This window comes from Streptomyces sp. NBC_01314, from assembly GCF_041435215.1.
In the GTDB taxonomy this organism is placed as follows: Bacteria; Actinomycetota; Actinomycetes; order Streptomycetales; family Streptomycetaceae; genus Streptomyces.
Genome location: NZ_CP108394.1, coordinates 1,901,818 through 1,927,086, shown reverse-complemented (window position 1 = coordinate 1,927,086; position 25,269 = coordinate 1,901,818). Strand labels below are relative to the sequence as shown.

General features: G+C 69.0%; 21 protein-coding genes and 3 pseudogenes. 13 read left to right on the top strand and 11 right to left on the bottom strand.

Annotated features, from left to right (window positions below):
- Positions 1-10: 10 nt before the first annotated feature.
- The 6 genes from OG622_RS08545 to OG622_RS08520 all read left to right on the top strand — a co-directional run bounded on the left by OG622_RS08545 (position 11) and on the right by OG622_RS08520 (position 5,962).
- Complete coding sequence (locus OG622_RS08545) at positions 11-676, top strand: RraA family protein (protein WP_371574520.1); 666 nt, start codon at positions 11-13, stop codon at positions 674-676.
- Positions 673-1,353 (top strand): RraA family protein, encoded by a 681-nt coding sequence (locus tag OG622_RS08540; RefSeq protein ID WP_371574518.1) that lies wholly within the window; start codon positions 673-675, stop codon positions 1,351-1,353. Before OG622_RS08545 ends, OG622_RS08540 begins: the two co-directional genes overlap by 4 nt.
- Positions 1,350-1,964, top strand: a complete 615-nt coding sequence (locus OG622_RS08535) for an RraA family protein (RefSeq protein WP_371574516.1) — start codon at positions 1,350-1,352, stop codon at positions 1,962-1,964. Before OG622_RS08540 ends, OG622_RS08535 begins: the two co-directional genes overlap by 4 nt.
- 8 nt (positions 1,965-1,972) lie before the next feature.
- Positions 1,973-3,154: an aminotransferase class I/II-fold pyridoxal phosphate-dependent enzyme gene (locus OG622_RS08530; RefSeq protein ID WP_371574514.1), complete on the top strand. Its 1,182-nt coding sequence runs from the start codon at positions 1,973-1,975 to the stop codon at positions 3,152-3,154.
- Positions 3,151-3,972, top strand: coding sequence for an alpha/beta fold hydrolase (locus OG622_RS08525; protein ID WP_371574513.1), 822 nt, complete (start codon positions 3,151-3,153; stop codon positions 3,970-3,972). Before OG622_RS08530 ends, OG622_RS08525 begins: the two co-directional genes overlap by 4 nt.
- Before the next feature lie 766 nt (positions 3,973-4,738).
- Positions 4,739-5,962, top strand: coding sequence for an ISAs1 family transposase (locus OG622_RS08520; protein WP_371574511.1), 1,224 nt, complete (start codon positions 4,739-4,741; stop codon positions 5,960-5,962).
- Here OG622_RS08520 and OG622_RS08515 read toward each other — a convergent pair.
- From OG622_RS08515 to OG622_RS08475, 9 genes and pseudogenes are all read right to left on the bottom strand, one after another.
- The gene (locus OG622_RS08515) at positions 5,931-7,460 is read right to left on the bottom strand and encodes an amino acid permease (protein ID WP_371574510.1); all 1,530 of its coding nucleotides are present in this window, start codon (positions 7,458-7,460) and stop codon (positions 5,931-5,933) included. The two genes, OG622_RS08520 and OG622_RS08515, sit on opposite strands and share 32 nt — an antisense overlap.
- 434 nt (positions 7,461-7,894) lie before the next feature.
- Entirely contained in the window at positions 7,895-8,719 is an 825-nt protein-coding gene (locus tag OG622_RS08510) for a CoA ester lyase (protein WP_371574508.1), read from the bottom strand.
- Positions 8,716-9,585, bottom strand: coding sequence for a hypothetical protein (locus OG622_RS08505; protein ID WP_371574507.1), 870 nt, complete (start codon positions 9,583-9,585; stop codon positions 8,716-8,718). The genes OG622_RS08510 and OG622_RS08505 overlap by 4 nt, the downstream gene beginning before the upstream one ends.
- A gap of 42 nt (positions 9,586-9,627) precedes the next feature.
- The gene (locus tag OG622_RS08500; protein ID WP_371574505.1) at positions 9,628-10,992 is read right to left on the bottom strand and encodes an MFS transporter; all 1,365 of its coding nucleotides are present in this window, start codon (positions 10,990-10,992) and stop codon (positions 9,628-9,630) included.
- Positions 10,993-11,040: 48 nt separating this feature from the next.
- Positions 11,041-12,491, bottom strand: a pseudogene (locus OG622_RS08495) (aldehyde dehydrogenase).
- 28 nt (positions 12,492-12,519) lie between these two features.
- Positions 12,520-13,113 (bottom strand): thiamine pyrophosphate-dependent enzyme, encoded by a 594-nt coding sequence (locus OG622_RS08490; protein WP_371574504.1) that lies wholly within the window; start codon positions 13,111-13,113, stop codon positions 12,520-12,522.
- On the bottom strand, positions 13,113-13,649 hold the full coding sequence (locus OG622_RS08485) for a phosphonopyruvate decarboxylase (RefSeq protein ID WP_371574502.1): 537 nt from the start codon (positions 13,647-13,649) through the stop codon (positions 13,113-13,115). Before OG622_RS08485 ends, OG622_RS08490 begins: the two co-directional genes overlap by 1 nt.
- A 144-nt stretch (positions 13,650-13,793) precedes the next feature.
- The gene (locus tag OG622_RS08480) at positions 13,794-14,606 is read right to left on the bottom strand and encodes an alpha/beta fold hydrolase (RefSeq protein ID WP_371574500.1); all 813 of its coding nucleotides are present in this window, start codon (positions 14,604-14,606) and stop codon (positions 13,794-13,796) included.
- Between the two features lie 37 nt (positions 14,607-14,643).
- Positions 14,644-15,597: a LysR family transcriptional regulator gene (locus tag OG622_RS08475; protein ID WP_371574498.1), complete on the bottom strand. Its 954-nt coding sequence runs from the start codon at positions 15,595-15,597 to the stop codon at positions 14,644-14,646.
- A 131-nt stretch (positions 15,598-15,728) separates the two neighbouring features.
- On the opposite strand from OG622_RS08475, the gene OG622_RS08470 reads away from it, so the two are divergent.
- The 4 genes and pseudogenes from OG622_RS08470 to OG622_RS08455 form a co-directional block, all read left to right on the top strand.
- A complete protein-coding gene (locus OG622_RS08470) occupies positions 15,729-16,928 on the top strand; it encodes a CaiB/BaiF CoA transferase family protein (protein WP_371574497.1) in 1,200 nt (399 codons plus the stop codon).
- Positions 16,929-16,991: 63 nt separating this feature from the next.
- Positions 16,992-18,161 carry an acyl-CoA dehydrogenase family protein gene (locus tag OG622_RS08465; RefSeq protein ID WP_371574495.1) on the top strand — a complete coding sequence of 390 codons (1,170 nt, stop codon included), beginning with the start codon at positions 16,992-16,994 and terminating at the stop codon, positions 18,159-18,161.
- Positions 18,162-18,591: 430 nt separating this feature from the next.
- The gene (locus tag OG622_RS08460; RefSeq protein ID WP_371574493.1) at positions 18,592-20,256 is read left to right on the top strand and encodes an IS1182 family transposase; all 1,665 of its coding nucleotides are present in this window, start codon (positions 18,592-18,594) and stop codon (positions 20,254-20,256) included.
- Between the two features lie 259 nt (positions 20,257-20,515).
- Positions 20,516-21,391, top strand: a pseudogene (locus OG622_RS08455) (hemolysin family protein); the annotation flags it as partial.
- Positions 21,392-21,413: 22 nt separating this feature from the next.
- On the opposite strand, the pseudogene OG622_RS08450 reads toward OG622_RS08455, so the two are convergent.
- Positions 21,414-21,675 (bottom strand): annotated as a pseudogene (locus tag OG622_RS08450) (ZIP family zinc transporter); the annotation flags it as partial.
- A gap of 70 nt (positions 21,676-21,745) precedes the next feature.
- Between OG622_RS08450 and OG622_RS08445 the strand changes: the two are divergent.
- The 3 genes from OG622_RS08445 to OG622_RS08435 all read left to right on the top strand — a co-directional run bounded on the left by OG622_RS08445 (position 21,746) and on the right by OG622_RS08435 (position 24,492).
- A complete protein-coding gene (locus OG622_RS08445; RefSeq protein WP_371574492.1) occupies positions 21,746-22,057 on the top strand; it encodes a hypothetical protein in 312 nt (103 codons plus the stop codon).
- A gap of 1,416 nt (positions 22,058-23,473) precedes the next feature.
- A complete protein-coding gene (locus OG622_RS08440; RefSeq protein ID WP_371574491.1) occupies positions 23,474-23,836 on the top strand; it encodes a hypothetical protein in 363 nt (120 codons plus the stop codon).
- Positions 23,833-24,492 carry a nucleotidyl transferase AbiEii/AbiGii toxin family protein gene (locus tag OG622_RS08435; RefSeq protein WP_371574489.1) on the top strand — a complete coding sequence of 220 codons (660 nt, stop codon included), beginning with the start codon at positions 23,833-23,835 and terminating at the stop codon, positions 24,490-24,492. Before OG622_RS08440 ends, OG622_RS08435 begins: the two co-directional genes overlap by 4 nt.
- Here the strand turns inward: OG622_RS08435 and OG622_RS08430 are convergent.
- Entirely contained in the window at positions 24,474-24,755 is a 282-nt protein-coding gene (locus tag OG622_RS08430) for a transposase (protein ID WP_371574487.1), read from the bottom strand. The two genes, OG622_RS08435 and OG622_RS08430, sit on opposite strands and share 19 nt — an antisense overlap.
- Between the last annotated feature and the right edge of the window lie 514 nt (positions 24,756-25,269).

The window sequence follows — 25,269 nt, the reverse complement described above, 5'->3', positions numbered from 1 at the left end:
AGTGGAAGACATGAGCAACTCATCTCTCCTGGACCGCTTCGCGGCGCTCGACTCCGCCGCGGTCAGCGACGCGCTCGACCAGCTTGGGCTTCCCTCCGGAGTCGGTGGCGTCCGTCCGGTGTGGGGACCCACGGCAGTGGTGGGATTCGCCGTCACCGTGGGCCTCGAACCGCGCGCCGAAGGCCCGGCCGGAGCCCACATCGCCACCACGGCCATCGAGAACTCGGACGACCAGAGCGTGATCGTCGTCGACAACCAGGGCCGCTCCGACGTGTCCTGCTGGGGCGGCATCCTGAGCCTGGGCGCGTCCCTTCGTGGTGTGCGCGGCGTCGTCGCCGACGGTGTGTGCCGCGACGTGGCGGAGGCCCGTGAACTGGACTTCCCCGTTTTCTCGCGGGGGTCGATACCCGCCACGGCGCGGGGCAGGCTGCAGCAGCGCTCCCTAGGCCAGCCGGTCACCGTCGCCGGGCTCACGGTCGAGCAGGGCGACGTCGTCCTCGCCGACGAGAGCGGTCTCGTCGTCGTCCCGCGGGACCGGGCCGAGGAAGTGGCCGAGATCGCCACCGGGATCGTCGCCCGGGAACGCGCCATCGCGGACGAGGTGCGCGCGGGCGTGCCCCTCTCCCGGGCTATGCACGACGCCCGCCTCGCCGGAGACAAGGAGTCGGTCCGATGAGTGACCCCACCGCCACCTCGAACCTCGCCACCGACCTGTCCACCGCGTCGGTCTCCGACGCCCTCGACTCCCTCGGGCTCCCCGGATCCCTCCACGGCATCGGCGCGCTGCGCCAGGGCCAGCGGACGGTCGGGCCGGTCTTCACCGTGACCTACGAACCGGTCGACGAGGCCGGCGGCACGGTGGGAGACTTCCTCGACGACGTCCCCGCGGGCGCGGTGATCCTGATCGACAACGCCGGACGCACCGACTGCACGGTGTGGGGCGGCATCATGAGCCAGATCGCCCACGCGCGCGGCATCGCGGGCACCGTCATCCACGGCACCTGCCGAGACGTCGCCATCGCGACCGACGCCGGCTACCCGATCTGGTCGGTCTCCCGGTTCATGCGCACCGGCAAGGACCGCGTCCGGGGGGCCGCGGTGCAGACGGCCGTCACCGTCGACGGTGTCCTCATCCATCCCGGCGACATCCTCGTGGCCGACGATGACGGCGCCGTGGCCGTCCCGGCCGCCCGCTGGGACGAGGTCGCGGACATCGCCCGCCGTATCGACCGCGTTGAGGACGCCATCGTCGAGGCCGTCCGCGGTGGTGCCTCGCTCGCCGAGGCGCGTGCGCGGCACGGCTACCACTCGCTCCAGACCCCGAACGACCAGACCCGGAAGGACCTCTCGTGAGCACGCACGACCTCGCCCGCGGCCACTCCAGCGCGACTCTGTCCGAGGCGTCCGGACTCTCCGTGGCCCTGTCCCCGGAGATCCGGTCGCTGTGGGCCGGTGCCCGGCTGTGCGGCCCGGCGTTCACCGTGCAGGGCGCCGGCGGCGACAACCTCGCCCTGCACCACGCCGTACTGCAGGCCCCGTCCGGGTCGGTCCTGGTTGCCGACCTCGGCGGCGCCCGCTTCGGCCACTGGGGCGAGATCCTCACGGTGGCCGCCCAACAGCGCGGGATCGCGGGCCTCCTCATCGACGGCGGCGTCCGCGACGCGGCGGAGGCAGAGGCGCTCGGCTTCCCTGTCTTCTCGCGCAACAACTCCATCCTCGGCACCCGCAAGGACTTCCGTGGGGTTCTCGGGCGACCCGTCAAGGTCGGTGGCGTCACGGTCCACACCGGCGACCTCGTCGTCGGCGACGTCGACGGAGTCGTGGCGCTTCCGGCGTCCGACACCGAGCGGACCCTCGACCGGGCCGACGCGCGCGTGGCCCACGAGAATGAGCTGATGAAGCAGTTGCGGGAGGGCCGCAGCACCCTTGACCTGTACAACAACTTCGAAGCTGCCGGGCGGTGACGACACCGATGACGGACAACCCGATCTTCGCTGTGGCCGCCCAGGCCGAAGCGCTGCGCGCCCGGGGCGCGGACGTCATCACACTTGCCGCCGGAGAGCCTCAGGCGGCCAGCAGCGCCGCGGTGGTGGAGGCCGCCGTGGCCGCGGTCCGCGACCCCGCCACCCACCACTACGGGACGGCCCAGGGCGACCCGGCCCTGCGTGCGCTCGTAGCCACCACCGTCGCCGGTGACACCGGGCTCCCCTGGAGCGCGGACGACATACAGATCGCCCTCGGCGCGAAGCACGCCCTCTTCCTCGCCACCCAGGCCCTGATCGACGCCGGTGACGAGGTTCTGGTCGCCGCGCCCGGCTGGCCCGGGCACGCCGAAGTCGTCACCGCCGCCGGCGGTGCCGCCGTCCCGGTCGCCACCGACGAGGCATTCCGGCTCTCGGCCGAGACACTCGACCACTGCCGTACCCCGCGCACACGGGCGGTGATTCTCTCCAGCCCGGGCAATCCCACCGGCGCCGTCCACCCCGAGGCCCGGCTGCGGGAGATCGCCGACTGGGCGCAGCAGCACGGCATCTGGGTCATCAGCGACGACATCTACCGGGCGTTCGACTACACCGGGACCTACCGGTCGATCCTGCGAGTGGCTCCTCAACTGCGCGGACGTACCGTCGTCGTTAGCGGAGTGTCCAAGGAACACGCCATGACCGGCTGGCGCGTCGGCTGGCTCGCGGCGCCGCCGGAGATCGTCGCCTCGGCGCGGCTGCACGTGTCGCGCACCATCACCCATGTCCCGACGGTCAACCAGCGGGCCGCCCTCGCTGCGCTGGGCGACACCGGCACCCCCGCCGAGGCCGCACGCGACTACCGGCGCCGGCGCGCGCTGCTGGTGGAGGCGCTGAACGGGATCGACGGCATCGACTGCCCGCTGCCCGACGGCGGCATGTTCGCCTTCCCCGACGTCAGCGAACTGCTCCGCGACCGCGGCTGGACCAGCAGCGCCGACCTCGCCGCATGGCTCCTCGACACGGTCCATCTCGCGGTCGTACCCGGCGAGGCGTTCAACGCGCCTGGACGCATCCGAGTGTGCTTCGCCGTCGACGACGACACGCTGATCACCGCGATCGAGCGACTGCGGACCGCCTTCGGATCCACGGTGCATGAGACGGCCGCGCAACAGTTGGAGGAGGTCCGATGAGCCCGGTGAGGAAGCTCGAACGCTTCACGCTCCCCCTCACCGTCGGCGCGACCCGCGTCGAGGTGTCCGGCCTCCACCGCGGTGGGACCGGCACGCCCCTGGTCTTCCTGCACGGCTTCGGCTCGACGAAGGAGGACTACGCGGATGTCGTCCACCAGACCGCGCTGGCCGACCGGCCCGTCCTGGCCTACGACGCGCCCGGCTGCGGCGCCAGCAGCTGCGCGAACCTGGGCGCCGTCTCCATCCCCTTCCTCGTCTCCGTCGCCGAACAGGTACTGAGGGCCCGGCAGATCGACCGGTTCCATGTCATCGGGCACTCGATGGGCGGCCTGACCGCACTCATGCTCGCCGACGGCGACCCCGACAGGGTCGCGAGCTTCACCAACATCGAGGGCAACGTCGCACCCGAGGACTGTTTCCTCAGCCGGCAGATCGTCACTCACTCCCAGGACGACCCCGACGAGTTCCTGGCCCGGTTCGCCGAACGCGTCGGCGGCTCCCGCTTCTACGGCGGCGCCCTGTACGCGTCGAGCCTTCCCCACAAGGTCCGGGCCGCAGCGGTCAGGGCCATCTTCGAGTCCATGGTCGACCTCTCCGACCACGGCAAGCTGCTCGACCGGTTCCTCGGACTCCCCGCGCCGAAGATGTTCATGTACGGGGAGCAGAACAGCACGCTGTCCTACCTCCCCGCCCTAGCCGAAGGCGGCGTCGAGCTCGCCGAGATCGAGCACTGCGCCCATTTCCCGATGTACTCCAACCCGCCGCGGATGTGGGCCCGTATCGCGGACCTCGTGTCACGCGCGGACGCCGGCGCCTGACGGCTCAGGCCCCGAGACGACGTCGGCCGTGCTGGCCGCGACGTCCAGCCGCCACAGGACCGACCCCGCACGAACCGCAACGGCCCCGTCGACGTCACCGTCGACGGGGCCGTCCTGTCGGACGGGAGCCCTCGGGACAAAAGGTCCGGCCCGGCAGCCTCCGCCTCGTGAACAGTCCGGAAGTCCGCACTCGGGCACTGGGCAGAGCGTGGCCTGCCAGCGGGTTTCCGATTGGGCCTCGGTGACGACGGACGGCCGGAAAGAGCACCTATTATGACCGGCTCGGCCTTCGCGTCGGCCTCGGACAGCTCTCGCGTCGTCCTGAGAGCCTGCGCGCAGACGCGTTGTTCCGCGCCCGTATGGACATGGGGTGGCGGCGCCTTCGGCGCTGGGCGTTCGTGGTTCGGTCGGTGGCTTCGCCGACGGGACGACCAGCCCCCGGGCCTCGCCGAGTCCCTGCTCGCTGCCGGTCGGGATCGGAACGGGAAGGGCGGTTGCGTGCCCCGGTCGAGGCACACAACCGCCCACCGCCGTGATGGGTCTCACCGCGGCGACGAACCGAGGGAATCAGGTCGTACCGGAGGAATCGAATCCCGCCGATTGGGCCGGTACGCCGACGGGCGCGACCCGGCTGTCGTGCAGGGCGGTTGCAAGTTCCGGGATCGCGTAGATCGTCCGCGCCCAGCGGGAGTTGACGTGGCAACAGCACAGGCACGAGACCGGTGATCATCAGGGTGTCTACGCCAGCTGATCACATCGAGGTCCCGTGCCTGCCGCTCCATCCTCCCCGGTCCCTGCCGTTCTGGCGAAACTGGGTCCCCTCTACCAGCACGACACCGGCCGCCTGCGCGCCTACCTCCAGCGCGTACCCGACCCGCGTTCACGTCGCGGACGGTGGTATCCCCTGGTCGGCCTGCTGCTGATCTGTGCCTGCGCAGTCGTCTCCGGCGCCCGGACCATCACCGAGATCACCGAGTGGGGACAGCGCGCCACCATCACGGTGTTGGAGCTGCTCGGTATCCGCCGCCACCTGCCCGGACGTCGCCGCGCCCCGTCCCATGCCACCTTCACCCGGCTCCTGGCCGCCCTCGACGGCGATGCCCTGGACGCCGCGATCGGCGCCTACCTGGCCGAACGCGACCACACCGCCGTCGGCGCCACCGGCTTCGCGCCACGGCCGGCGATCGCGGTGGACGGCAAGGCACTGTCCGGCTCCGCGCATCGCCAGCAGCGCCACCGGCACCTGCTGTCCGCCGTCACCCACGCCCCCACCGTCACCCTGGCCCAGCGCGAGGTGGGGGCCAAGACCAACGAGACAGCCGCCTTCCGCCCGCTGCTGGAACCGCTCGATCTGACCGGCACCGTGGTCACCTTCGACGCTCTGCACAGCGTCAAGGACCAGGTGCGCTGGCTGGTGCAGGAGAAGAAAGCCCACTACATCGCGGTGATCAAGGGAAATCAGCCGACCGCGTCGGCCCAGGTCAGGGCCCTGCCGTGGGGGCAGGTGCCCGTGGCCCACACCGTCTCCCAGGCCGGGCACGGGCGGAGGGAGTCCCGCTCGGTCAAGACCATGGCCATCGCGGCGAACCTGGGCGGGATCGCCTTCCCCAAAGCGCGGCTGGCCTTGCGCATCCACCGGCGGCGTCAGGAGAGCGGCAAGCGGCAGACCCGGGAGACGGTCTACGCCGTCACCAGCCTCGATACCCACCAGGCCAGCCCCGCTGACCTGGGCGGATATGTGCGTGGGCACTGGGGAATCGAAAATTCCAGCCACCATGTCAGAGATGTGGTGTTCGCCGAGGATGCATCCACCGTCCACACCGGCAACGCGCCGCGGGCGATGGCCACTTTGCGGAACCTGGCCATCGGCAGGCTGCGGCTGCTGGGAGCCGACAACATCGCCAAGACCACCCGAGCGATCCGGGACGCACCCGAACACGCCGTCTGGATCTGGGGCATCACCGACAGCCCGCTCCTACCGGGAACTTGAAGTCGCCCTGGCTGTCGTGCCCCCTCCTCTGACTCGCTATCAGGGCGATGCGGTCACGGCAGAGAAACCACCCACCGACGAGTGCGGGAATGACGAGCAGGAGGGAGAACATCGTATAGGTACCGATCGGATAGTCGAGTCCGATGAGTACGAGCACGGCGGCAAGGAAGGCAAGAGTCAGATACGAGGTGTACGGGGCTCCGAACAGCCGGAACTTAGGCCGTTCCACCCTTCCCTGTTCAGCCATTCGGTACAGCTTCAACTGGCAGAGCACGATCGTTCCCCAGCTTGCCAGGATGCCCAGAGAGGCGATGTTGAGGACGATCTCGAATGCCTGGGATGGAACGACAGCATTCAAAGCGACTCCCACCAGTGTCACGATGGCGGTGAGCGCTATTCCGCCGTAGGGCACGCCTGACGGGGTCATGCGTGCGGCGTAGCGGGGCGCCGAACCGTTCTTGGCCATGGAGTGCAGGATGCGGCCGGTGGAATAGAGACCCGCGTTGAGCGACGACAAAGCGGCTGTGAGAACCACCAGGTTCATGATCGCATCGACGCCGCTGACTCCGATGGAGCCGAAGAACGTGACGAACGGGCTGGTTCCGGCCTGATAGGCCGTGTACGGCAGGAGCAGGGTCAGCAGAAGGACCGATCCGACGTAGAAGATCGCGATGCGTAGAATGACGGAGTTGATCGCCCTCGGAATGATCTTTCCCGGCTCCTTGGTCTCGCCCGCGGCCGTGCCGAGGAGTTCGATTCCTGCGTAGGCGAACATCACACCCTGGACGAGGACGACCGCCTGCAGCACTCCGTTGGGAACCAGCCCTCCGTGGTCACCGATGATGCTGAAACCGACCTCGTGGCCGTCGACGGGAGTCCCGAAGACCACGAACAGCGTCCCGACGACCAGGAAGGCCACCAGCGCCAGCACCTTGATCAGGGCGAACCAGAACTCCATCTCACCGAACACCTTGACGGACAACAGGTTCAGCGCCAGCACCACGACCAGGGCGGTCAGGGCCCACACCCACTGAGGGACCGAGGAGATCGGCTCCCAGTACTTCTTGAAGAAGTTCATGTACAGAGCCGCCGCCGTCACATCCACGATGGAGGTCATCGCCCAGTTGAGCCAGTACAGCCAGCCGGCGGTGTACGCCGCCTTCTCGCCGTAGAACTCACGGGCGTACGAGACGAACGACCCGGATGACGGACGGTGCAGAATCAGTTCGCCCATCGCCCGAAGCATGAGGAAAGCGAAGAACCCGCAGACGGCGTAGATGAGGATGAGGGACGGACCCGCCTGGTTCAGGCGTCCGCCGGCCCCCATGAAGAGACCCGTTCCGATGGCGCCACCGATCGCGATCATCTGGATCTGACGATTTTTCAGGGCTTTGCGATATCCCGACCCTTCCGTGGCCGACCCCCCTTCCGGTGGAGAGCTGGATGACCCCGGAAGGGATGGAACGAGGTCGGGTGGAGTTGACGACGGATGGCTCATGGAATTCCTCCGGGCAGGGAAGAGTGCCGGCGCGCCTCAGCCGTAGACTGCTTGGCTTGCGGTCTCGTTCTGGACTTCTGGCCCAAATCACGTTCTCTGAATGCTGGAATTCCCGAGAGGCGATGGGCCGGGGCGCCGGCGTGGAGTGGGCACCATTAAAGGGCAAGCCATTTATACGGAGAAGGTCCGATCTCGTCTCACAATGAGAGGCGGCGCAACTCACCGATCCTCAGGACGGGCTCCCAAAGATGGTGCCTGGAACCCGTCCTTGGACCACGCCCGTCGCGAGGGGCAGTATGCGGTCCCGGCCACCTGGCCACACTCAGCCTCACGAGCGAGGCGGCGCAAGCACACGTGGACCACACCGACTCCACCGCCGCGGCCCGGCACGTGCGTCGAACTTCGTCGCACCCGCGCTCGGAGCACCAGCCCTGTCAGGTTGCGGGGTGCGGTCCGTGCGGTCCGTGGGCCTGTGCCAGGACGCGTCGTGCGCGTTCCAGCACCGGCTTGTCGACCATCTGCCCGTCGACCGTGGTGACCGAGTCCCCGGCGCCGAGGACCGTGCGTGCCCACCGCATTTCCTCGGCCGAGGGCGCGAACCCCTCGGCCACTCGGGGGAGTTGGTACGGATGGACGCAGAGTTTGCCTGTGAAGCCCAGCCGTCGGGCGTGGGCGATGTCGGCGGAGAGCGTGTCCATGTCCCGTACGGCGGTGGTGACGCCGTCGATGGGTGGGGAGATGCCCGCCGCGGCCGAGGCGACGACCAGTCGGGAGCGTGCGTAGGCCAGGGCCGTGTGATCGTCCTGGGCGATGCCGAGCTGGGCGGCCAGGTCGACGTTGCCGAAGGCGGCACGGGCGACGCCCGGCGCGGCGCACACCTCGCGCGCCCGTTCCACGCCGAGTGCGGTCTCGACGAGTGGGACGAGGTCGCATCGGCCGGCCGTCCGGGCAGCAAGGTCGGCCAGTACGGCGGAGTCCTCCGCCTTGGGCACCATGACCGGGCAGCCGTGGTCGGCCGCCATGCGCAGGTCGGCCTCGGACCACGGGGTCCCGGGCGCGTTGATCCGTACGATCGCGCGGTTGCCCAGGGCGAGCCAGGCTGCGGCGTTGTCGCGGGCGCGGTCCTTTTCCTCGGCGGCGACCGCGTCCTCAAGGTCGATGATCACCACGTCGGCGCCGGAGGAGGCAGCCTTGTCGAAGCGGTCGGGCCGGTGTCCCGGCACGAAGAGGAGGCTGCGAGCGGAGAAGACCGGGGTCATGCGAAGGTCACCTCCGCCTCGGCGTGCCGTTCCTCCCGATGGGTGGCAACGCGCAGTTCGGCGCGGTCGCCGTGGGGCGTGCCGCAGGCCACGAGGTGTTCGCCGGCGAACACCGGCCGACGCAGCCGGTACGACAGGGAGCGCACCTGCCGGTCGGGGGCGTGACGGCGGGCGAGTTCCAGCATCAACAGGGCCAGCAGGGGGCCGTGGACGACGAGTCCGGGATAGCCCTCCTCGTCCCGGCAGTACGGGGCGTCGTAGTGGATGCGGTGGGCGTTCGAGGTGAGGGCGCTGAAGCGGAAGAGCAGGGCAGGGTCAGGGCGCAGGTCAAGCTGCCACGGCTCGTCCGCGTGGGGGTGGGCTGACTGGTCGACGGCGGGCGGGTGTTGTCCGGCGCTGCGTCCGGACCGGTAGACGATGTCCTGCTCCTCCACGAGGCAGGTCCGCCCGTGCTGGCGGAATTCGCGGCGTTCGGTGACGAACAGCATCTCCCCGGTGCGTCCCCGCTTGGCGGTCACGGAAGCGAGGGAGCTGACGCGTTCGGCGGGTTCGCCGAGGCGGAGCGGCTCGGTGATTTCGCAGCGGCCGCCGGCCCACATGCGCTGCCGGTGGGGCAGGGGCGGCAGGAAACGGCCGTTCGACGGGTGGCCGTCGGTGCCGAGTTCCTGCCCGGCGGGCCAGTGCAGGAAGTAGAGCCACTGCCACAGCGGGGGCAGCGGGTCGCCGGCCTTCACGGTGGGGGCGGGCAGGTCCAGGACGGCCGACAGGGCCGCCGCCGGGCCGACGCCCAGCGGGTCCTGCTCCTCGATGGGCCCAGGAGTCCACGACTCCACGTAGGTGCTGAGCGGGGGTGGGGTGGGCTGCATCGTCCTTCTGTCCTTGAGGTCTTGCGTGCGGCTGGGCTGTGATCAGGTGAGCGGTGCTGTCTTTGGCAGCGGACGGGAAGCGGGGGCTTCGGCGGTCTCAAGAAGCGATGTGCGGGACGGCTCGCGTACGAGGAGTGTGGCCACGAAGGTCAGCGCGATGCACCCGGTGACGTACCAGAAGAAGACCGTCTCGTGGCCGCTGTTCTTCAGGCCCAGCGCGATGGGTTCCGTCATCCCGCCGAAGGTGGCGGTGACCAGGGCGTGCGGGAGGCCGACGCCCAGGGCCCGGACCTTGGTGGGGAACATTTCCGCCTTGATGATGGCGGCCAGGGCCGAGTAGCAGGTCACGAAGGTGAGGGCGATCGTCATCAGCAGGAAGGCGATCCACGGATTACCGGTGTGGCCGAGGACGGTCATGATCGGGACGGTGAGCAGCATGCCGCCGACGGAGAAGACGAACATCACCGGGCGTCGTCCGACGCGGTCGGACAGATGGCCGGCCACCGGCTGGAGCAGCATGTAGACGAACAGGGCGGCGAAGCCGATGACGGACACCGTCGACTTGGGGATGCCCGCAGTGTTCACCAGGTACTTCTGAAGGTATGTGGTGTAGGTGTAGAAGGCGACGGTGCCGCCGATGGCCAGTCCGAAGACGGCGATCAGCTGGCGTGGGTACTCGGCGAACAGGGCCCGCACCCCCTTGCGCTCCTTGACGGCCGGATCCTGCAGGGCGGCTTTCGCCTGTTCCTCCTGGAAGTGCCGCGACTCCTCCATGGTGCGGCGCAGGTACATCACGACCAGACCGGAGACGGCGCCGATCACGAAGGGGATGCGCCAGCCCCAGCTCTGCAACTGCTGCTCGGTCAGCAGGTTCTGCAGCACGATCATCACGAGCAGCGCGGCGAGCTGGCCGAGCACGATGGACACGTACTGGAAGCTGGAGTAGAAGCCCCGTCGGCCGGGCGGGGCGATCTCGGCGAGGTAGGAGGCGCTGGAGCCGAACTCGCCGCCGACGGAAAGCCCTTGGGTGAGCCTGGCCAGCACCAGGAGGGCCGGTGCCCAGAGGCCGATGGCGTCGTGGGAGGGGGTGAAGGCGATGGTCAGCGAGCCGATGCTCATGAGTGTGACCGACAGGGTCAGTGCCCGGCGGCGGCCGTGCCGGTCGGCGTATGCGCCGAGCAGCCAGCCGCCGAGGGGGCGCATCAGAAACCCGACGGCGAAGACGACTGCTGTGGACAGGAGTTGGGCCGTCTGGTTGCCCTTGGGGAAGAATACGGATGCGAAGTAGACGCTGAATGTGGCGTAGACGAACCAGTCGTACCACTCGACGAGGTTGCCCAGACAGCCGCGTATGACGTTGGCGGTGACCCGGGTCGGTGCGGGGACGGGGGTGCTGGACTGCGACATGGGAAGCTCCGTTGCTCTTGTCGCCGGGGAGATGTCCTTGGGGGCCTTTCAGCGCAGGACGAACGGGTTGCCGGTGGCCGCGCCGGTGTTGATCCAGACGCTCTTGTCCTCCAGGTACGCCGTGATGGCGCCGATGCCGTTCTCGCGGCCGATGCCGGAGTCCTTGAAGCCACCGAAGGGCATCAGGTAGCTGACCGCGCGGTAGGTGTTGACCCAGACGGTGCCGGAGCGGATGCGGTCGGCCATGCGGAAGGCGCGGCCGATGTCGCTGGTCCAGACGCCGGCGCCGAGGCCGTAGCGGCTGTCGTTGGCGAGGGTGACGGCCTCGTCCTCGTCGTGGAAGGGGATCACGGCGAGGACGGGACCGAAGACCTCCTCCTGGGCGATGCGCATGCTGTTGCTTACGCCGGTGAAGACGGTCGGCTCGACGAACCAGCCTCCGCCGTCCGCGGCCTTGCCGCCGAGGGCGAGCCGGGCGCCTTCGCGCTGCGCGATGTCGATGTAGTCGAGGACCTTGGCGTACTGGGCCGGGGTGGTGATGGGTCCGACCTGGGTGGCCTCGTCCATGGGGTCGCCCATCCGGGCGGTGCGCGCGAGGTCGACCAGGCGGCCCACGACCTCGTCGTGCACGCTCTGCTGCACCAGGAGCCGGGAGCCGGCGATACAGGTCTGTCCGGTGGCGGCGAAGATGCCGGAGACCGTGCCGTTCACAGCGGCGTCCAGGTCGGCGTCGGCGAAGACGATGTTGGGCGACTTGCCGCCGAGTTCGAGGCTGACGCGCTTGAAGTCGCGCGCGGCGGCCTGGTTGATGTGGCGGCCGGTGACGTCCGAGCCGGTGAACGTGATCTTGCGGACGAGGGGGTGTTCGACGAGGGCGGCGCCGACGTCCTGGCCGAAGCCGGTGACGACGTTGACCACACCGGGCGGCAGCCCCGCCTCGTGGAGGAGCCGGACCAGTTCGAGGGTGGAGGCGGAGGTGAACTCCGACGGTTTGACCACCACCGTGCAGCCGGCAGCCAGGGCCGGGGCGATCTTCCAGGCCAGCAGCAACAACGGGGAGTTCCACGGTGTGATGACCGCGACGACCCCGACGGGCTCCTTCTTCGTGTAGGCGAAGTAGCCCTTTTTTCCAACGGGGGGACGGTGCCCTCGATCTTGTCGGCGAGCCCGCCGTAGTAGTGGAACCACTGGGGTACGTAGTTCAGTTGGCCGTACATTTCCGTGAACAGCTTGCCGTTGTCGCGGACTTCGGTCTCCGCGAGGCGGCGGGCGTTCGTGGCTATGGTGTCGCCGAGCCGCCGGAGCAGCGAGCCGCGGGCGCTGGCGGTGAGCTCGGCCCAGGGGCCGCTGTGCAGGGCGCGGTGGGCGGCTCGGACGGCGTCGTCGACATCTTCCGCGGTGCCCTTGGCTATCTCGGCCCATGGGGTGCCCAGGTAGGGGTTGTCGGTGGGGAACCATTCGCCCGCGCCGGGCTTCCGGTTCTCCCCGTCGATGAACATCTCGTAGCGCTGCATGGAGAGTCCTTGGCTAGAAGGTGCTCAGGCCGAGTGCGGCGCGGAAGGAGTTCTTGTTGGCGACGCCGTCGCGGGGCGGCAGGGCGCGCGGCGGCTCGTCGGTGGTGATCAGCACCTGTGCATACGTCGTCGCCGCGCGCGCCTTGATACGCAGGGCGAGGTCTTCCGTCCGGTCGGCGTCGGTGATCCGCACGGCGTCGCGGATGCCGAAGCCCTGGGCGACGGTGACGAGGTCGGTGCCGAGCCCGGTGTGGCTGGGCTGCATACCGGTCTCGCCGAAGTGGGCGTTGTCCAGCACCACAACCGTCAGGTTGGGAGGGAGTACGGCCCCGATGGTGGCCAAGGCGCCGATGCCCATGAGGTGTTCTCCGTCGCCGGTGACGGCGACGACCGGGCGGTCCGGCCGGGCCAGGGCGAGGCCGAGGGCGAGCGGGGCGGCGGCGCCCATCGCGCCCCAGAGGTAGAAGGTGCCGGGGCGGTCGCCGGCGGCGAACACGTCGTAGCTGGGAGAGCCGAGGCCGGTGACGATCAGGACGTCCTCGGGGAGGCGGCCGATCAGGTCGGCGACGAAGCGGCGCCGGTCGAGGCGGGGAAGAGTGGCGGTCATCAGTTGCGCTCCCACTTCTTGCGGCCGATCAGCTTCTGTCCGAGGAGCACGGCGACGCGCTCACCGGCCTCGAACACCGAGTCCAGGGCGGCCTCGACGGTCTCCGCGACGTCCTCGGGGTCGTCGGCCCGCAGGACGGTGATGCCCATGAGTTCCAGGGCCTGCTGGGTGGTGCGGCCCATGGGGCCCTGCCACGGGTTGAACTCGGCGTACTCGCCGCGCATCGTCACCAGTGTCAGGAAGGGGAACCGGGCCATCTCCAGCAGGGAGAACATGTTGACGCAGTTGCCGACGCCGCTGCTCTGCATCAGCAGCACCGCCCGCTGACCGCCGAGCCACGCTCCGCCGACGACGGCGACGCCCTCCTCCTCGGTGGTGAGCACCACGTCGTGGATGGCGGGGTCGCGTCGGGCCTCGCGGATGGTGTGGGAGTGACCGGAGTCGGGGACGTAGGCGATCTGCTGGACTCCGCGCTTCTTCAGCGCGGTGAACACGTCCTCCTGCCAGGAGGGTGCGGGGGCATGTGTCTGGCTCATCCGTAGCGACTCCGCTGATCGGTCGGCTCAAGGTGCCACACATCATGGGTGCTGATGGATGAGGTTGGACAATAGAAAGGCGTGATACCCGCATGCCTCGCTCGCATAGCAGGGAGCCGTGGGCCCCGATGACCCGTGGTTCGGCTACGACCGTTCGCCTTCGTTGAGGAACGCCTCGACGAGCGGACCGGCCTCCGTGCGGCACTCCTCGAAGTAGGCGTGCCGGGCGCCGGGGAACAGATGCGTCCGGGCGTCGGGGATGCGGGCAGCGAGCAGGGAGAGGTTCTCCGGCGGAGTGAGCCGGTCCTGGTCACCGTGCAGGATCAAGGTGGGGGCGGTGATGAGGGGGAGGGTGTCCCAGGCGTCGTGCCCGTTGCTGGCGACCAGATGGCCGTGGCGGGCGTGCGGGGGCATCCCGGGATCGCCGAGGGTGCTGTAGGGACCGGGGTGGGCGGCGCGCCAGGCGGGGGAGTACATCAGGTCGGTCAGCGCCTGCCGGGCGGCCTCCGGGTCCGGCTGGGCCAGGGCCCGTCGTACGGACCTGTCGCGCTCGACGGCGTGCGGACCACCGGGCGAGGTGCAGCCCAGGACGAGCCGCCGCACACGGTCCGGGTGGCGCGCGGCCACCCACTGGGCCACGCGGCCACCCATGGAGGTGCCGTAGACGTCGGCCCGCTCGACGCCCGCGTGATCAAGGACGGCGATGACATCCTCGGCGAACTGCTGCGTGGAGTAGGGCCCTCGGGGCTTGTCGCTGTCGCCGGTGCCGCGCAGGTCGAGGGTGATGGTGGAGTGCCTGGCGTGGAAGTCCCCGCGTACGGCGTCCCACCAGCGGTGGTTGTTCGCCTGCCCGGCCAGGAGGACGAGCGGATATCCGCAGCCCTGACGCTGGTAGGCCAGCGCGATGCCGTCCTGGGCGCGGGCGATGGCGGTCGACCGGGGGGCCGTGTCGTTCATGGAGGTTCCTTCGATGGTGTTCTCGGGGTGCTGCGCGTCACTCGTCCTCGGCGGCAGCGTCAGTGCCCTGGATCTGGGCGGACGGCCATCTGCCCTGGGCCACCGCCGAGTTGATCCTGCGGACCAGCTCACGCGCGACGACCTCCACGGCGGGCGGGGTGCGCCCGGACCGCGGAGTGCCGAGGACGATCGACCGCCACACGTCGGGCTCGCTCAGCGGCGCGGCGCTCAGGACGCCTTGTGTCACATCCTCGGCGATGCCGACGCCTGGCAGGACGGTCCAGCCGTGTCCCGCCCGGACGAGCTGCTTCTGCACCCGCATGGAGTTGGTCTGCACGACGACGTCCAGGGCGGAGCCGGCGCGCACCGCCGCCGCGTCGATCAGCCGGCGCAGCGCATGCCCCGAGGCGGGCATGACGAGCGGATGCCCCGCCGCCTCCGTGAACGGCACCGGACGGTCGGCGCGCAGGCCGGCCGACGGCGGAGCGACCGCCCACAGACGCTCGCGCACCAGCGGGTGGGCATTGAGCGAGGGCGTGCTGTCCAGGTTGTAGAGCAGGGTCAGATCCAGGTCGCCGTCGTCGAGCCACTGCTGGAGGTGCCCCGAGTAGGCGGTCATCAGTCGAAGTTCGACGCCGGGATGACTGCGGGCGACGGCGGTCACCAGCGGCTCGGAAAGCAGGTCGCTGGTGCTCTCCAGCAGGCCGACGGTGACGATGCCGGACACCTCGCCCGGAGCCGGCTGCACCTCGGCGCGGGCCCGCTCCAGCTCGTTGAGGGCCCGCCGGGCACGGTCGACCATGATCGCGCCCGCCTCGGTGGGCCGCATGCCCGTCCCGGTCCGCTCGAAGAGTTCGACGCCGAGTTCCTGTTCCAGGGTGCGGATCTGCCGGGTCACCGCGGGCTGCACCAGATGCAGCAGCGCCGCGGCACGCGTGACGCTGCCCACCTCGGCGACCGTGACGATCGCCTTGAGCTGCTTGACGTCCAAGAGGGGGCCTTCTTTCCGCAGCCATCCGGTGTGCGTATGGGGGTATCACGCAATGGTATTTCACTGACATCACCATGAGCATTCATGATGGTAGCCCTGGTTCGGGACCCGCATCCCCCTGGAGGCCACCCATGACCGAGCCCACCGAAGCGCTGCCGCTGGCCGGCCTCACCGTCGTCAGCCTCGAACAGGCGGTGGCCGCCCCCTTCGCCACCCGCCAGCTGGCCGACCTCGGCGCCCGGGTCATCAAGGTGGAGCGGCCGGACGGAGGCGACTTCGCCCGCCGCTACGACACAACGGTGCACGGCGAGTCCAGCTACTTCGTGTGGCTCAACCGGTCCAAGGAGTCCGTCACGCTCGACCTCAAGTCGGACGCGGGAAGAGCCGTCCTGGAACAACTCCTCGCAGACTCGGACGTGTTCGTGCAGAACCTTGCCCCCGGTGCGGCCGCACGCATGGGCCTGGGCGCCGAGGCGCTCGCCGAACGATTTCCCTCTCTCATCCCGTGTTCCATCTCGGGCTACGGTTCCAGCGGCCCGTGGGCCGACCGCAAGGCGTACGACCTGCTGGTGCAGTGCCAGACCGGCCTCGTCTCGCTCACCGGCAACGAGCACGGCTCCGCCCGTGTCGGAGTCTCGATCGCCGACATCGCCGCAGGCATGTACGCCTACTCCGGCATCCTCACCGCACTACTCACCCGCGCCACCACCGGCATCGCCCGTGCCGTGGAGGTCTCGCTGTTCGAGGCACTGGCCGAGTGGATGAACCAACCCGCCTACTACACCCGCTTCGGCGGCGCCCAGCCCCCGCGCCTCGGCACCCAGCACGCCACCATCGCCCCGTACGGCGCCCACACAACTGCCGACGGCAAGGACGTGCTGTTCTCCATCCAGAACGAGCGCGAATGGGCGGCCCTGTGCGACCGGTTCCTCGGCCTGCCAGGGCTCGCCGCCGATCCACGCTTCGCCACCGGCTCCGCCCGCGTCGCCCACCGCGAGGAGCTGAACGCCATCGTGGCCGAGCGGTTCGGTGAGCTGGACGGCGACGAGGTGATGAAACTGCTGGACGCGGCGGGGATCGCCAACGCCGGAGTGAACGACGTGGCGGAGTTCCTGGAGCACCCGGTGCTCAGCGGCCGGGACCGCTGGCGAGACGTACGGATACCCGGCGGAGCCACGGTGCCGGCGTTGCTGCCGCCTGCGGACCTGGCGGGCCTCGCGCCGCGTATGGATCCCGTCCCCGCGGTCGGCGAACACACCGAGACGGTCCTGGCCGAGCTGGGGTACAGCACGGCCGACATCGGCAGCCTGAGAGCCGACCGCGTCATCTGAAACGCCGGTCTGAGACATCGGCGGCATCAACGCCGTCAACAATTTCCACGAGGAGCGCCACGCATGAGCACTCTCGACATCCTGTCCGAGGACGAGCAGTTCATCGTCCACACGGTGCGCGACTTCGTCGACAAGGAGGTGCAACCGGTCGTCCGGGAACTGGAGCACGCGAACACCTACCCCGAGGCTCTGATCGAGCAGATGAAGCGGCTCGGCGTCTTCGGCCTCGCCGTCCCCGAGGAGTACGGCGGCACCCCCGTCTCCACGCCGTGCTACGTCCTGATCACCGAGGAACTGGCGCGCGGCTGGATGAGCCTGGCCGGCGCGATGGGCGGCCACACCGTGGTCGCCAAGCTGCTGCTGGACTTCGGCACGGAGGAGCAGCAGCGCCGGTACCTGCCCAAGATGGCCACCGGCGAGATCCGCGCGACCATGGCCCTGACCGAGCCGGGCGGCGGCTCCGACCTGCAGGCAATGTGCACGGTCGCCCGCAAGGACGGCGATCGCGGATACGTGGTCAACGGGTCGAAGACCTGGATCACCAACTCCCGCCGGTCCGGCCTGATCGCCCTGCTGTGCAAGACCGACCCGGACGCCACCCCGGCTCACCAGGGCATCTCGATCCTACTCGTGGAGCACGGTCCGGGGCTGACCGTCTCCCGTGACCTGCCCAAGCTCGGCTACAAGGGCGTGGAGAGCTGCGAGCTGTCCTTCGAGGACTACCAGGCACCGGCCGACGCCGTACTCGGCAGTGTGGAGGGCAAGGGCTTCGCGCAGATGATGAAGGGTTTGGAGACCGGACGCCTCCAGGTCGCCGCCCGCGCGCTCGGGGTCGGCCGGGCGGCGTTCGAGGACGCCCTCGCGTACGCCCAGCAGCGGGAGTCGTTCGGCAAGCCGATCTGGAGGCACCAGTCGATCGGCAACTACCTCGCGGACATGGCCACTTCGTTGACGGCGGCCCGCCAGCTCACCCTGTACGCGGCCCGGGAGGCGGACGCCGGACGTCGGGTGGACATGGAGGCCGGGATGGCGAAGCTGTTCGCCTCCGAGGCCGCCCTGCAGATCGCCCTCAACGCCGTGCGCATCCACGGCGGTTACGGCTACTCCACGGAGTTCGACGTCGAACGCTACTTCCGTGACGCCCCGCTGATGATCGTCGGCGAGGGCACCAACGAGATTCAGCGGAACGTCATCGCGAGCCAGCTCGTCAAACGCGGTGGTTTGGACGCATGAGGATCGTTGCCACTGTGAACTACCTTTCCGATGCCGCAGGTGACCGGCATCTCGCCGAGACCTGACCTTCGCCCGGGTCCTCGGTGCGTGGCGCGGGGATATCCGGGAGCAACGGTGAACCGTTGAGCGGATTCAGGCTTTGCGCGTGGCTCTCGGTCCACGCGATCCATGCATCGGCTTCCTCCCTGGTCGGTCCGGGTGGCAGACCCTCTGCATGAAGTCGGAGTGCGCCGACGTACTCGACGAGGCCCGCTGCGCGCCTCCACGCCGTTGCGACCTTGTTGCTTCCGTGTACTCGCTGGTGCGGCGGGTGACTTGGGTGTCTGTCAATGAGGGACTCTGTCGGGAATCTTGAGGACGGGCCGTAAACGATCGTGACGTTGCGTCAGGCTCGTTGGAACGTTCTGCTCATGTTCCCCAGGAGCCCGATATGTCCCTCCGTCCTCGTCCCGGAGCCGAGATCCCGCCGCTGACCATGCGGGTCGCCCGAGCCAGCAACCCCCACGGCACCACCGCGATGTGGATCCGCGACCGCCTCGACGGCCTGTGGAACGACGAGGACTTCACCGCCTGGTACCCCCGCGACGGCCGCCCCGGACTCTCGCCTGCCCAGCTGGCCACCGTCTGCGTGCTGCAGTACGCGATGAACCTGTCCGACCGTCAGGCCGCCGAAGCGGTGCGCTGCCGCATCGACTTCAAATACGCCCTCGGACTGGAACTGGAAGACCCCGGCTTCCATCACAGCGTCCTGTCCGACTTTCGCGACCGGCTCGCCGAGGGCGACCGAGCCGACCGGCTGCTGGGCCTCGCGCTCACGCGGATCCGGCGGGCCGGCCTGCTCAAGGGGCGCGGCAAGCAGCGCACCGACTCCATCTACGTCCTGTCCGCCGCGCGGGAGTTGACCCGCCTGGAGCTGGTGTCCGAGGCGGTGCGCGCCGTCCTGGAGGATGTGGCCCGAGGCGCGCCGGAACTGCTGGATGAGCTGGTCACCGCCGAGTGGGCCGAACGCTACGGGCGGCAGGTGCGCCTGTGCTCCCAGCCCAGCCACCCCGTCGCCCGGCTCGAGCAGGTGGGCGCCGACGCCCGCGAACTGCTTCAGCGACTTGACGCCCGCTTCCCCGGCGGCGCCGTTCCGGCGCAGGCCCGGGTGCTCCGAACGATCCTGGTGCAGCACTTCCTTGTGGACGGGCGCGGACGGTTCCGGCCGCGCACCGAGCGCGATGGCCGGCCTCCTTCCCGGGTACGGATCGAGTCGCCGTATGAGACCGAGGCCCGCTGGACGCGGCGCGGCGATACCCGCTGGACCGGCTACCTCGCGCACGTGACCGAGACCTGCGACGACAAGCGGATCAACGTCATCACCGACGTGGCCACCGTCGTCTCCAGCGCGGACAGCCAGGCACTGCCCGGCATCCATGCCCGCCTCAAGCGGCTTCGCCTGCCTGGGCAGCACCTGGTCGACGGCGGCTACACCTCCGTCGCCGGCATGGACGCCGCTGCCCGCCTCCACCGCGTCACCCTGGTCGGGCCGCTTCCCTCCAGCACCTCGCCACAGCACCGGGCCGAGGATGGCTTCGGCAGGGAGAACTTTGTCATCGACTTCGACCAACGCGAGGTCACCTGCCCCAACGGGCAGGTCAGCGGCAACTGGCGGGACCTTCCGGTGGCGGAGCCGACATCGGTGGTGGTCCGGTTCGACGCCCGCCAGTGCGGCCGCTGCCCCGAGCAGGCCGCGTGCACCCCGGGCTCGTTTCGCAGCCTGTACTTCCCGACCCGTCGCATGCACGAACTCCAGGCCAAGAATCGCGCCGATCAGCAGGATGCAAACTGGCGCAGGCTCTACGGGCTGCGATCCGGGGCCGAGGGCACCATCGAGGAGTTCGCGCACGGTCATCGAGCACGCCGGTGCCGCTACCGCGGCCTGGCCAAAACGCACGTCCAGCACGTCCTGACCGCACTCGCGATCAACGTCGAGCGGCTGAGCCTCCAAGAGCCCGTCGGCCACTCCTACCGGCCCCGCCCTCCCACGGCGTTCCAGCAATACCTCGACGCACGCGGCCTGCCTCGCCCCCTGTGGTGGCGGCAAGGAAAGTGACCCCGGATCTCAAGATTCCCGACAGAGTCGCTCAATGCCAGTCACGAGCAGACGAAGGGTGAGGCCATCCTTTCGTCTCGCGGCTCTTGTGCCGGTGCTGGTGGGAAGGATGCGCAGCGCCGTCCAGGGCGGGGGTTCTATGACCGAAGTGTCCAGTCACGGGCTTGTCGACTGTCGTTGCGGGTGTCGTTGCGGGATGGTGTCTGCTGTCACCGAGCCACAGGGTGTGTCCCAATAGCGCAGCGCCGTCCCGGGCGGCCTGCTCGCCCGGCTCGCCCGTGCCTTCGAGCTCCGCGTGACCAGCGTGGCCCAGGAGTTCGCGTACGTCTCCGCCGACCGGCTCGCCCTTGCCCGTGAGGCCGAGGCGGGCGACCGGCGGGCGGCCCGTGCTCTGAAGGTGCTGGAGCGGTTGTCGTTCATGCTGTCCGGCGCCCAGCTGGGCATCACCGTGACCGGCCTGGTCGTCGGTTTCATCGCCGAGCCGTCCGTGTCCGCGCTGTTCAAACCCGACCGGCATCGGCATTCCCGAGGTGGCCGTTTCCAGCATCTCCGTCATCCTCGCCTTCGTGCTGGCCACGGTCGTGCAGATGGTGCTGGCGAGCTGGCGCCAAAGAACCTCGCGATCGCCGTGCCGGCGCGGCTCGCGAAGGCTCTTGCCGCCTCCACCCTCGGCTACCTGTAGGTCGTCGGTCCCCTCGTACGGGTCTTCGACGGCGCGGCGAACGGGCTGCTGCGCAAGGTCGGTATCGAGCCCGTCGAGGAGCTGCACCACGGCGCCACTCTGGAGGAGCTCGGCCATCGGATCGGTGAGTCCCACGAGCAGGGCGAGCTGCCCAAGGACACCGCCGACCTGATCGACCACGCCCTGGAGTTCTCCGAGCGGACCCTCGGTGAGGTGATGGTGCCGCGCGTGGACGCCGTCTTCGTCCGCAAGGGAGCCTCCGCCGCCGAAGCGGTCGAGCTGATCGGCAAGCACGGCCACTCCACCTACCCCGTCCTGGGTGATCACCCGGACGACGTCGCGGGCGCGCTCGCCCGCAGGCCGCTCCTGCTGCCGGACGCGGTGAGGCGGATGGGTGAGGTGGACGACGAGTTCGCCGTGGTCCTGGACGAGCACGGCGGGGTGGCGGGCATTGACCTCGGTTACACAGCACTGGCCCTTTTCCCGGGATCAGTCCGATGGCCGGGTAAGCGTCGTCGAACGCCTCAGGAATCGCCGTGTCGGCAACCAAGGGCGGCCGAGACCGTGCTGGCTGCGGCGATCGCTGTCCAGACACCGAAGACGTAGCCCCGGCTGCGGCCAGCCTTCTTCATCCCCGCCGAACTGGGCAGCCCCTCAGGGACGTTGCTGCTAGACACGACAGACACGGCCACCAGGCTGACCGCGCAGCCATCCAGCCGAACCCCAGAGACGCTTGAGGCACCGGTCCTGCGCTGCTGTAGTCGCAGACGGTGCTGACCATGGCCGTGGCGGGTTGTTTAATGAGGGATGGCGTCCGGTGAAGTCTCCGCCGGGGTCGTCGGGGAGGGCGATGCGGGCGGTGATGCGTTTGCCGACCGGCTCGCGCTGGACTTCGAAGCCCTGGGAGATGGCCATGACGATTTCCAGACCGTGCTGTCCGACGCGGCCGGGGTCGGCGGCTCGGGCCACCGGCAGGACGGGTTCGCTGTCCCAGGCGACGACTTCCACCAGGTCCCCGCGAGGCGGAGTTGCGTTAGGACGGGACCGGGGGGCGTGCTTGCGGGCATTGGTGACCAGCTCGCTGACGTTCAGCTGGGTCAGGTCCATGGCGCGCGCTGACACCGGCAGGCCGTCACGTCCAATAGGAAGGGCCAGGCAAAGTTTGATCTGAACGACTATCAGATTCGGGTTGCCCTGACGTTCGCTCCGGTCTGGTACGCACACGCCGAGTACTGGCCGAAGAACGGCGACCCCATTCCGCGTGTGTTCGGCAGGCACCCGAGTGCGCACGGCGTGTCCCGTACGCAGTACTCGCGGATCAACGCGGTCTACGGGCTCATGCTCGTCACTTCGGTGCTGTTCTTCGACGTTGAGCTGAAGCGGTAGGGCGAGCGGCACGATGCCAAACCGTCGCCTCGCGCCCGCCTGTCAGCACTTCGGCCACCAGTTGTCCACCGTCTTGAGTGGCACCTGGAACACCGCCGCGACATCCTCGCGAGTCCGGCCCACCACCAACGCGGTCACCGCCCGCAATCGAAGAGCCTCCTGCGCCGACGGCGACAACTGTTGTGTGGCGCCCACCAGCTCGCTTTGCGGCCGATACCTCGGACTTGCGTGCTGAGAGGCCGCCCATCTGCCTGATGCATCATCAGATAACTCAGCAACTGATCAGCATCAGTCTCCGAATATTCCGAAACGGCTGTCCGAAAAGATGCCAGATCAGCGCTGTCACGGCTGCCAGGCTCTCGTGAGAGTGCAGGTAGAGAGCCTTGTCGTGAGAGTCAACCGATGTTCCCCGACATCTTCGAGTTCGACGCGTGCCCGTGTACAGTGAACGACGCCCCTGACCTGCAGAAAGCTGGCGGGGAGCCGTCTTTTAGGAGTCCAAAGTGCTGCGAACTTTGATCAAGTCCAAGATCTAGCGGTTGGGCGTTTTTGCAGGTCAAAGGCTTGATAGCCCCGCTCGGGTCAGCAAACGGTCAGCATTGGGCCCGGGAGCGTCCCAGCTTGCTGACCAGGTGGCCGCTACGACGGGGGACCTGGACAGAGGTGCCTAACTCCCGCTTGGGACGTTCGCTGCGTGACTCGACAACTCGTCCGCGGCATGGGTCCTGAGCAACTGGGCTGCGTTCGGGGCCGAAGCGGCGTGCCCCATGGATGCTCCGGCCGCTGCCGCGACCTAGCCTGCCCCCGGTGTCCTTCTCGTCCACTGCGCCGACGTCATGGCCCTCGGCTTCGACACCGTCGTCATTCCCGACACCGAGACCGAGACCGAAGCCGCAGCCCACCCCACCGCGGCGGCCTCCGCGTGACCTGTTGCGTCACGATCACCCGCGCCCGCGAGCGGGGCTGGTCCTAGGTCGGCAGGGCAGCCGGTTGCCGCACCACCCGGGGGCTGCACGGGTAGGCCATGATGCGCTAGGCGCCCACGGGGTGAGGTGTTCGAGGGAAGGGCGGGTGGCGCCCGACCCGTACGTACGAGAGAGGAGCCCCGTATCCGCCATGCCGCCGCCTCCCAGCAGCGATACTGGATGCATGGACACGACGATCACCGCCCCCCGTGCCGAGGTGCTGCGAGACCGCTACCGCAGCCGGTTGCCCGAGCGCTTGCAGGAGCTGGCCGGCCCCGTCGAGGGCAACGTGGACCTGCCGCTCCACATCGTCTGGTCCGGGAGGACGAGCTACAGCCTGGACCGTCCGAAGTCCCGCATGACGCTCTACCGGACAGTCCTCGCCGAAGGACTGAGTGAGGACCTGGTGACTCTCCTGCACCACCGGCTACTCACCGAGCAGTGGCCCGTGCTGCGGCGTTTGATCAGTCCCTACATCCGCGAGGTCTGGGAGGACGCCTTCCCCGAGCAGCTCCGCACCGCTCTCGCCGACACGACAGCCGCGTGAAACTCACTCCGCTCCACGAGCGTCTCCTCGCCGACATCCTCGACCTCGGCTCCCCCTACCCTCTGGTCCTCACCGGCGGATACGCCGTGCAGGCCCACGGCCTGGTCGAACGCTTCAGCCGTGACCTCGACGTCGCCACCGAGAACCCCGCTCCGATGCAGGAGATCGTCGCCTCACTCACAGCGGGCCTCAGCGCGCGCGGATGGCGGACCACGCACGTCCAGACCGATCCGCTCAGCGGCCGGTTCCTCGTCACCGATCCGGACACCGGCGAGGAGTGCGAGGTCGACGTCCTCAAGGAGGCGTTCTGGGCTCCGCCCGCCCAGACCCCCTACGGCCCCGTTCTTTCCCTCGACGACGTGATCGGCACCAAGGTCCGTGCCCTCGCCGACCGCGGCACCGTCCGCGACCTCATCGACGTCCAAGCTGCTTCCCGCGACCGCTCCACCGCCGACCTCGAATCCCTGGGCCGCCGTCGCGCCCACGACGAGTTCAGCCTCGAAGACCTCCGGGACCGGCTCGTCGGCGCGGACTGGTACGAGGATGAGGACTACACGGCGTACGGGCTCACCTCCCGGCAGATCGAAGGACTCAAGGCGTGGGCGCTGGAGTGGGCGGAGGATCTCGGTGCGCGGATTCATGACGAGAACGCCTGAGAGAGAGCGGCCCGGCGCAGGACCTCGTTCTCCTGCTCCAGCAGCTTGATCTGCCGCCGCGCTTCCCGCAGTTCCGCGCTCTCCTGGCTGGTCACCCCGGGCTTGGACCCGTCATCGATGTCCGCCCGGCGCATCCACTTCCACAACGTCATCGGGTGGACCCCGAAACCGGTGGCCACCTGCTCGACCGTCACACCCGGGCCGCGGTTCCTCGCGACTCGCACGACGTCCTGGCGGAACTCTTCCGGACAAGGCTTGGGCACAGCGACATCCTTCCCACCCGCCCCACAGGGCAAGCCAGTTCAGATGTCACCCGATCATGCAGCAGACCCGAGCTCCTCGCGAATCTTTCGGGTTGCAGTGCGTGCTCCCGGGCAGCGAGTCATCCTGTGACCCGCATGCACCTGATGTGGCGTCAGGTAAGTCAGCATCTGGTCAGCATCAGTTCCCGAACATCCTGAAAAGGCTGTCCCAACAGGCACCTGGTCGGTGGCGTCACAACAGCCTGGTTGGCGCGGAAGCCCAGGCAGGGAGCCCTATCCCAATGAGAAGCGATGTTCCTCACAATCGTCGACTTCGACGCGTGCCCCTGTAGAGTGAATACCGCCCTTGACCTGCACAAAGCTGGCAGGGAGCCGTCTTCCAGGAGCCCAAAATGCTGCGTACTCTATTCAAGTCCAAGATCTAGCATCCGGGCATTTGTGCAGGTCAAACGCCTGATCAGGCCGCTCTGGTCAGCATTGGGCGGGGAAGCGTTCCCGTTTGCTGACCTGATGA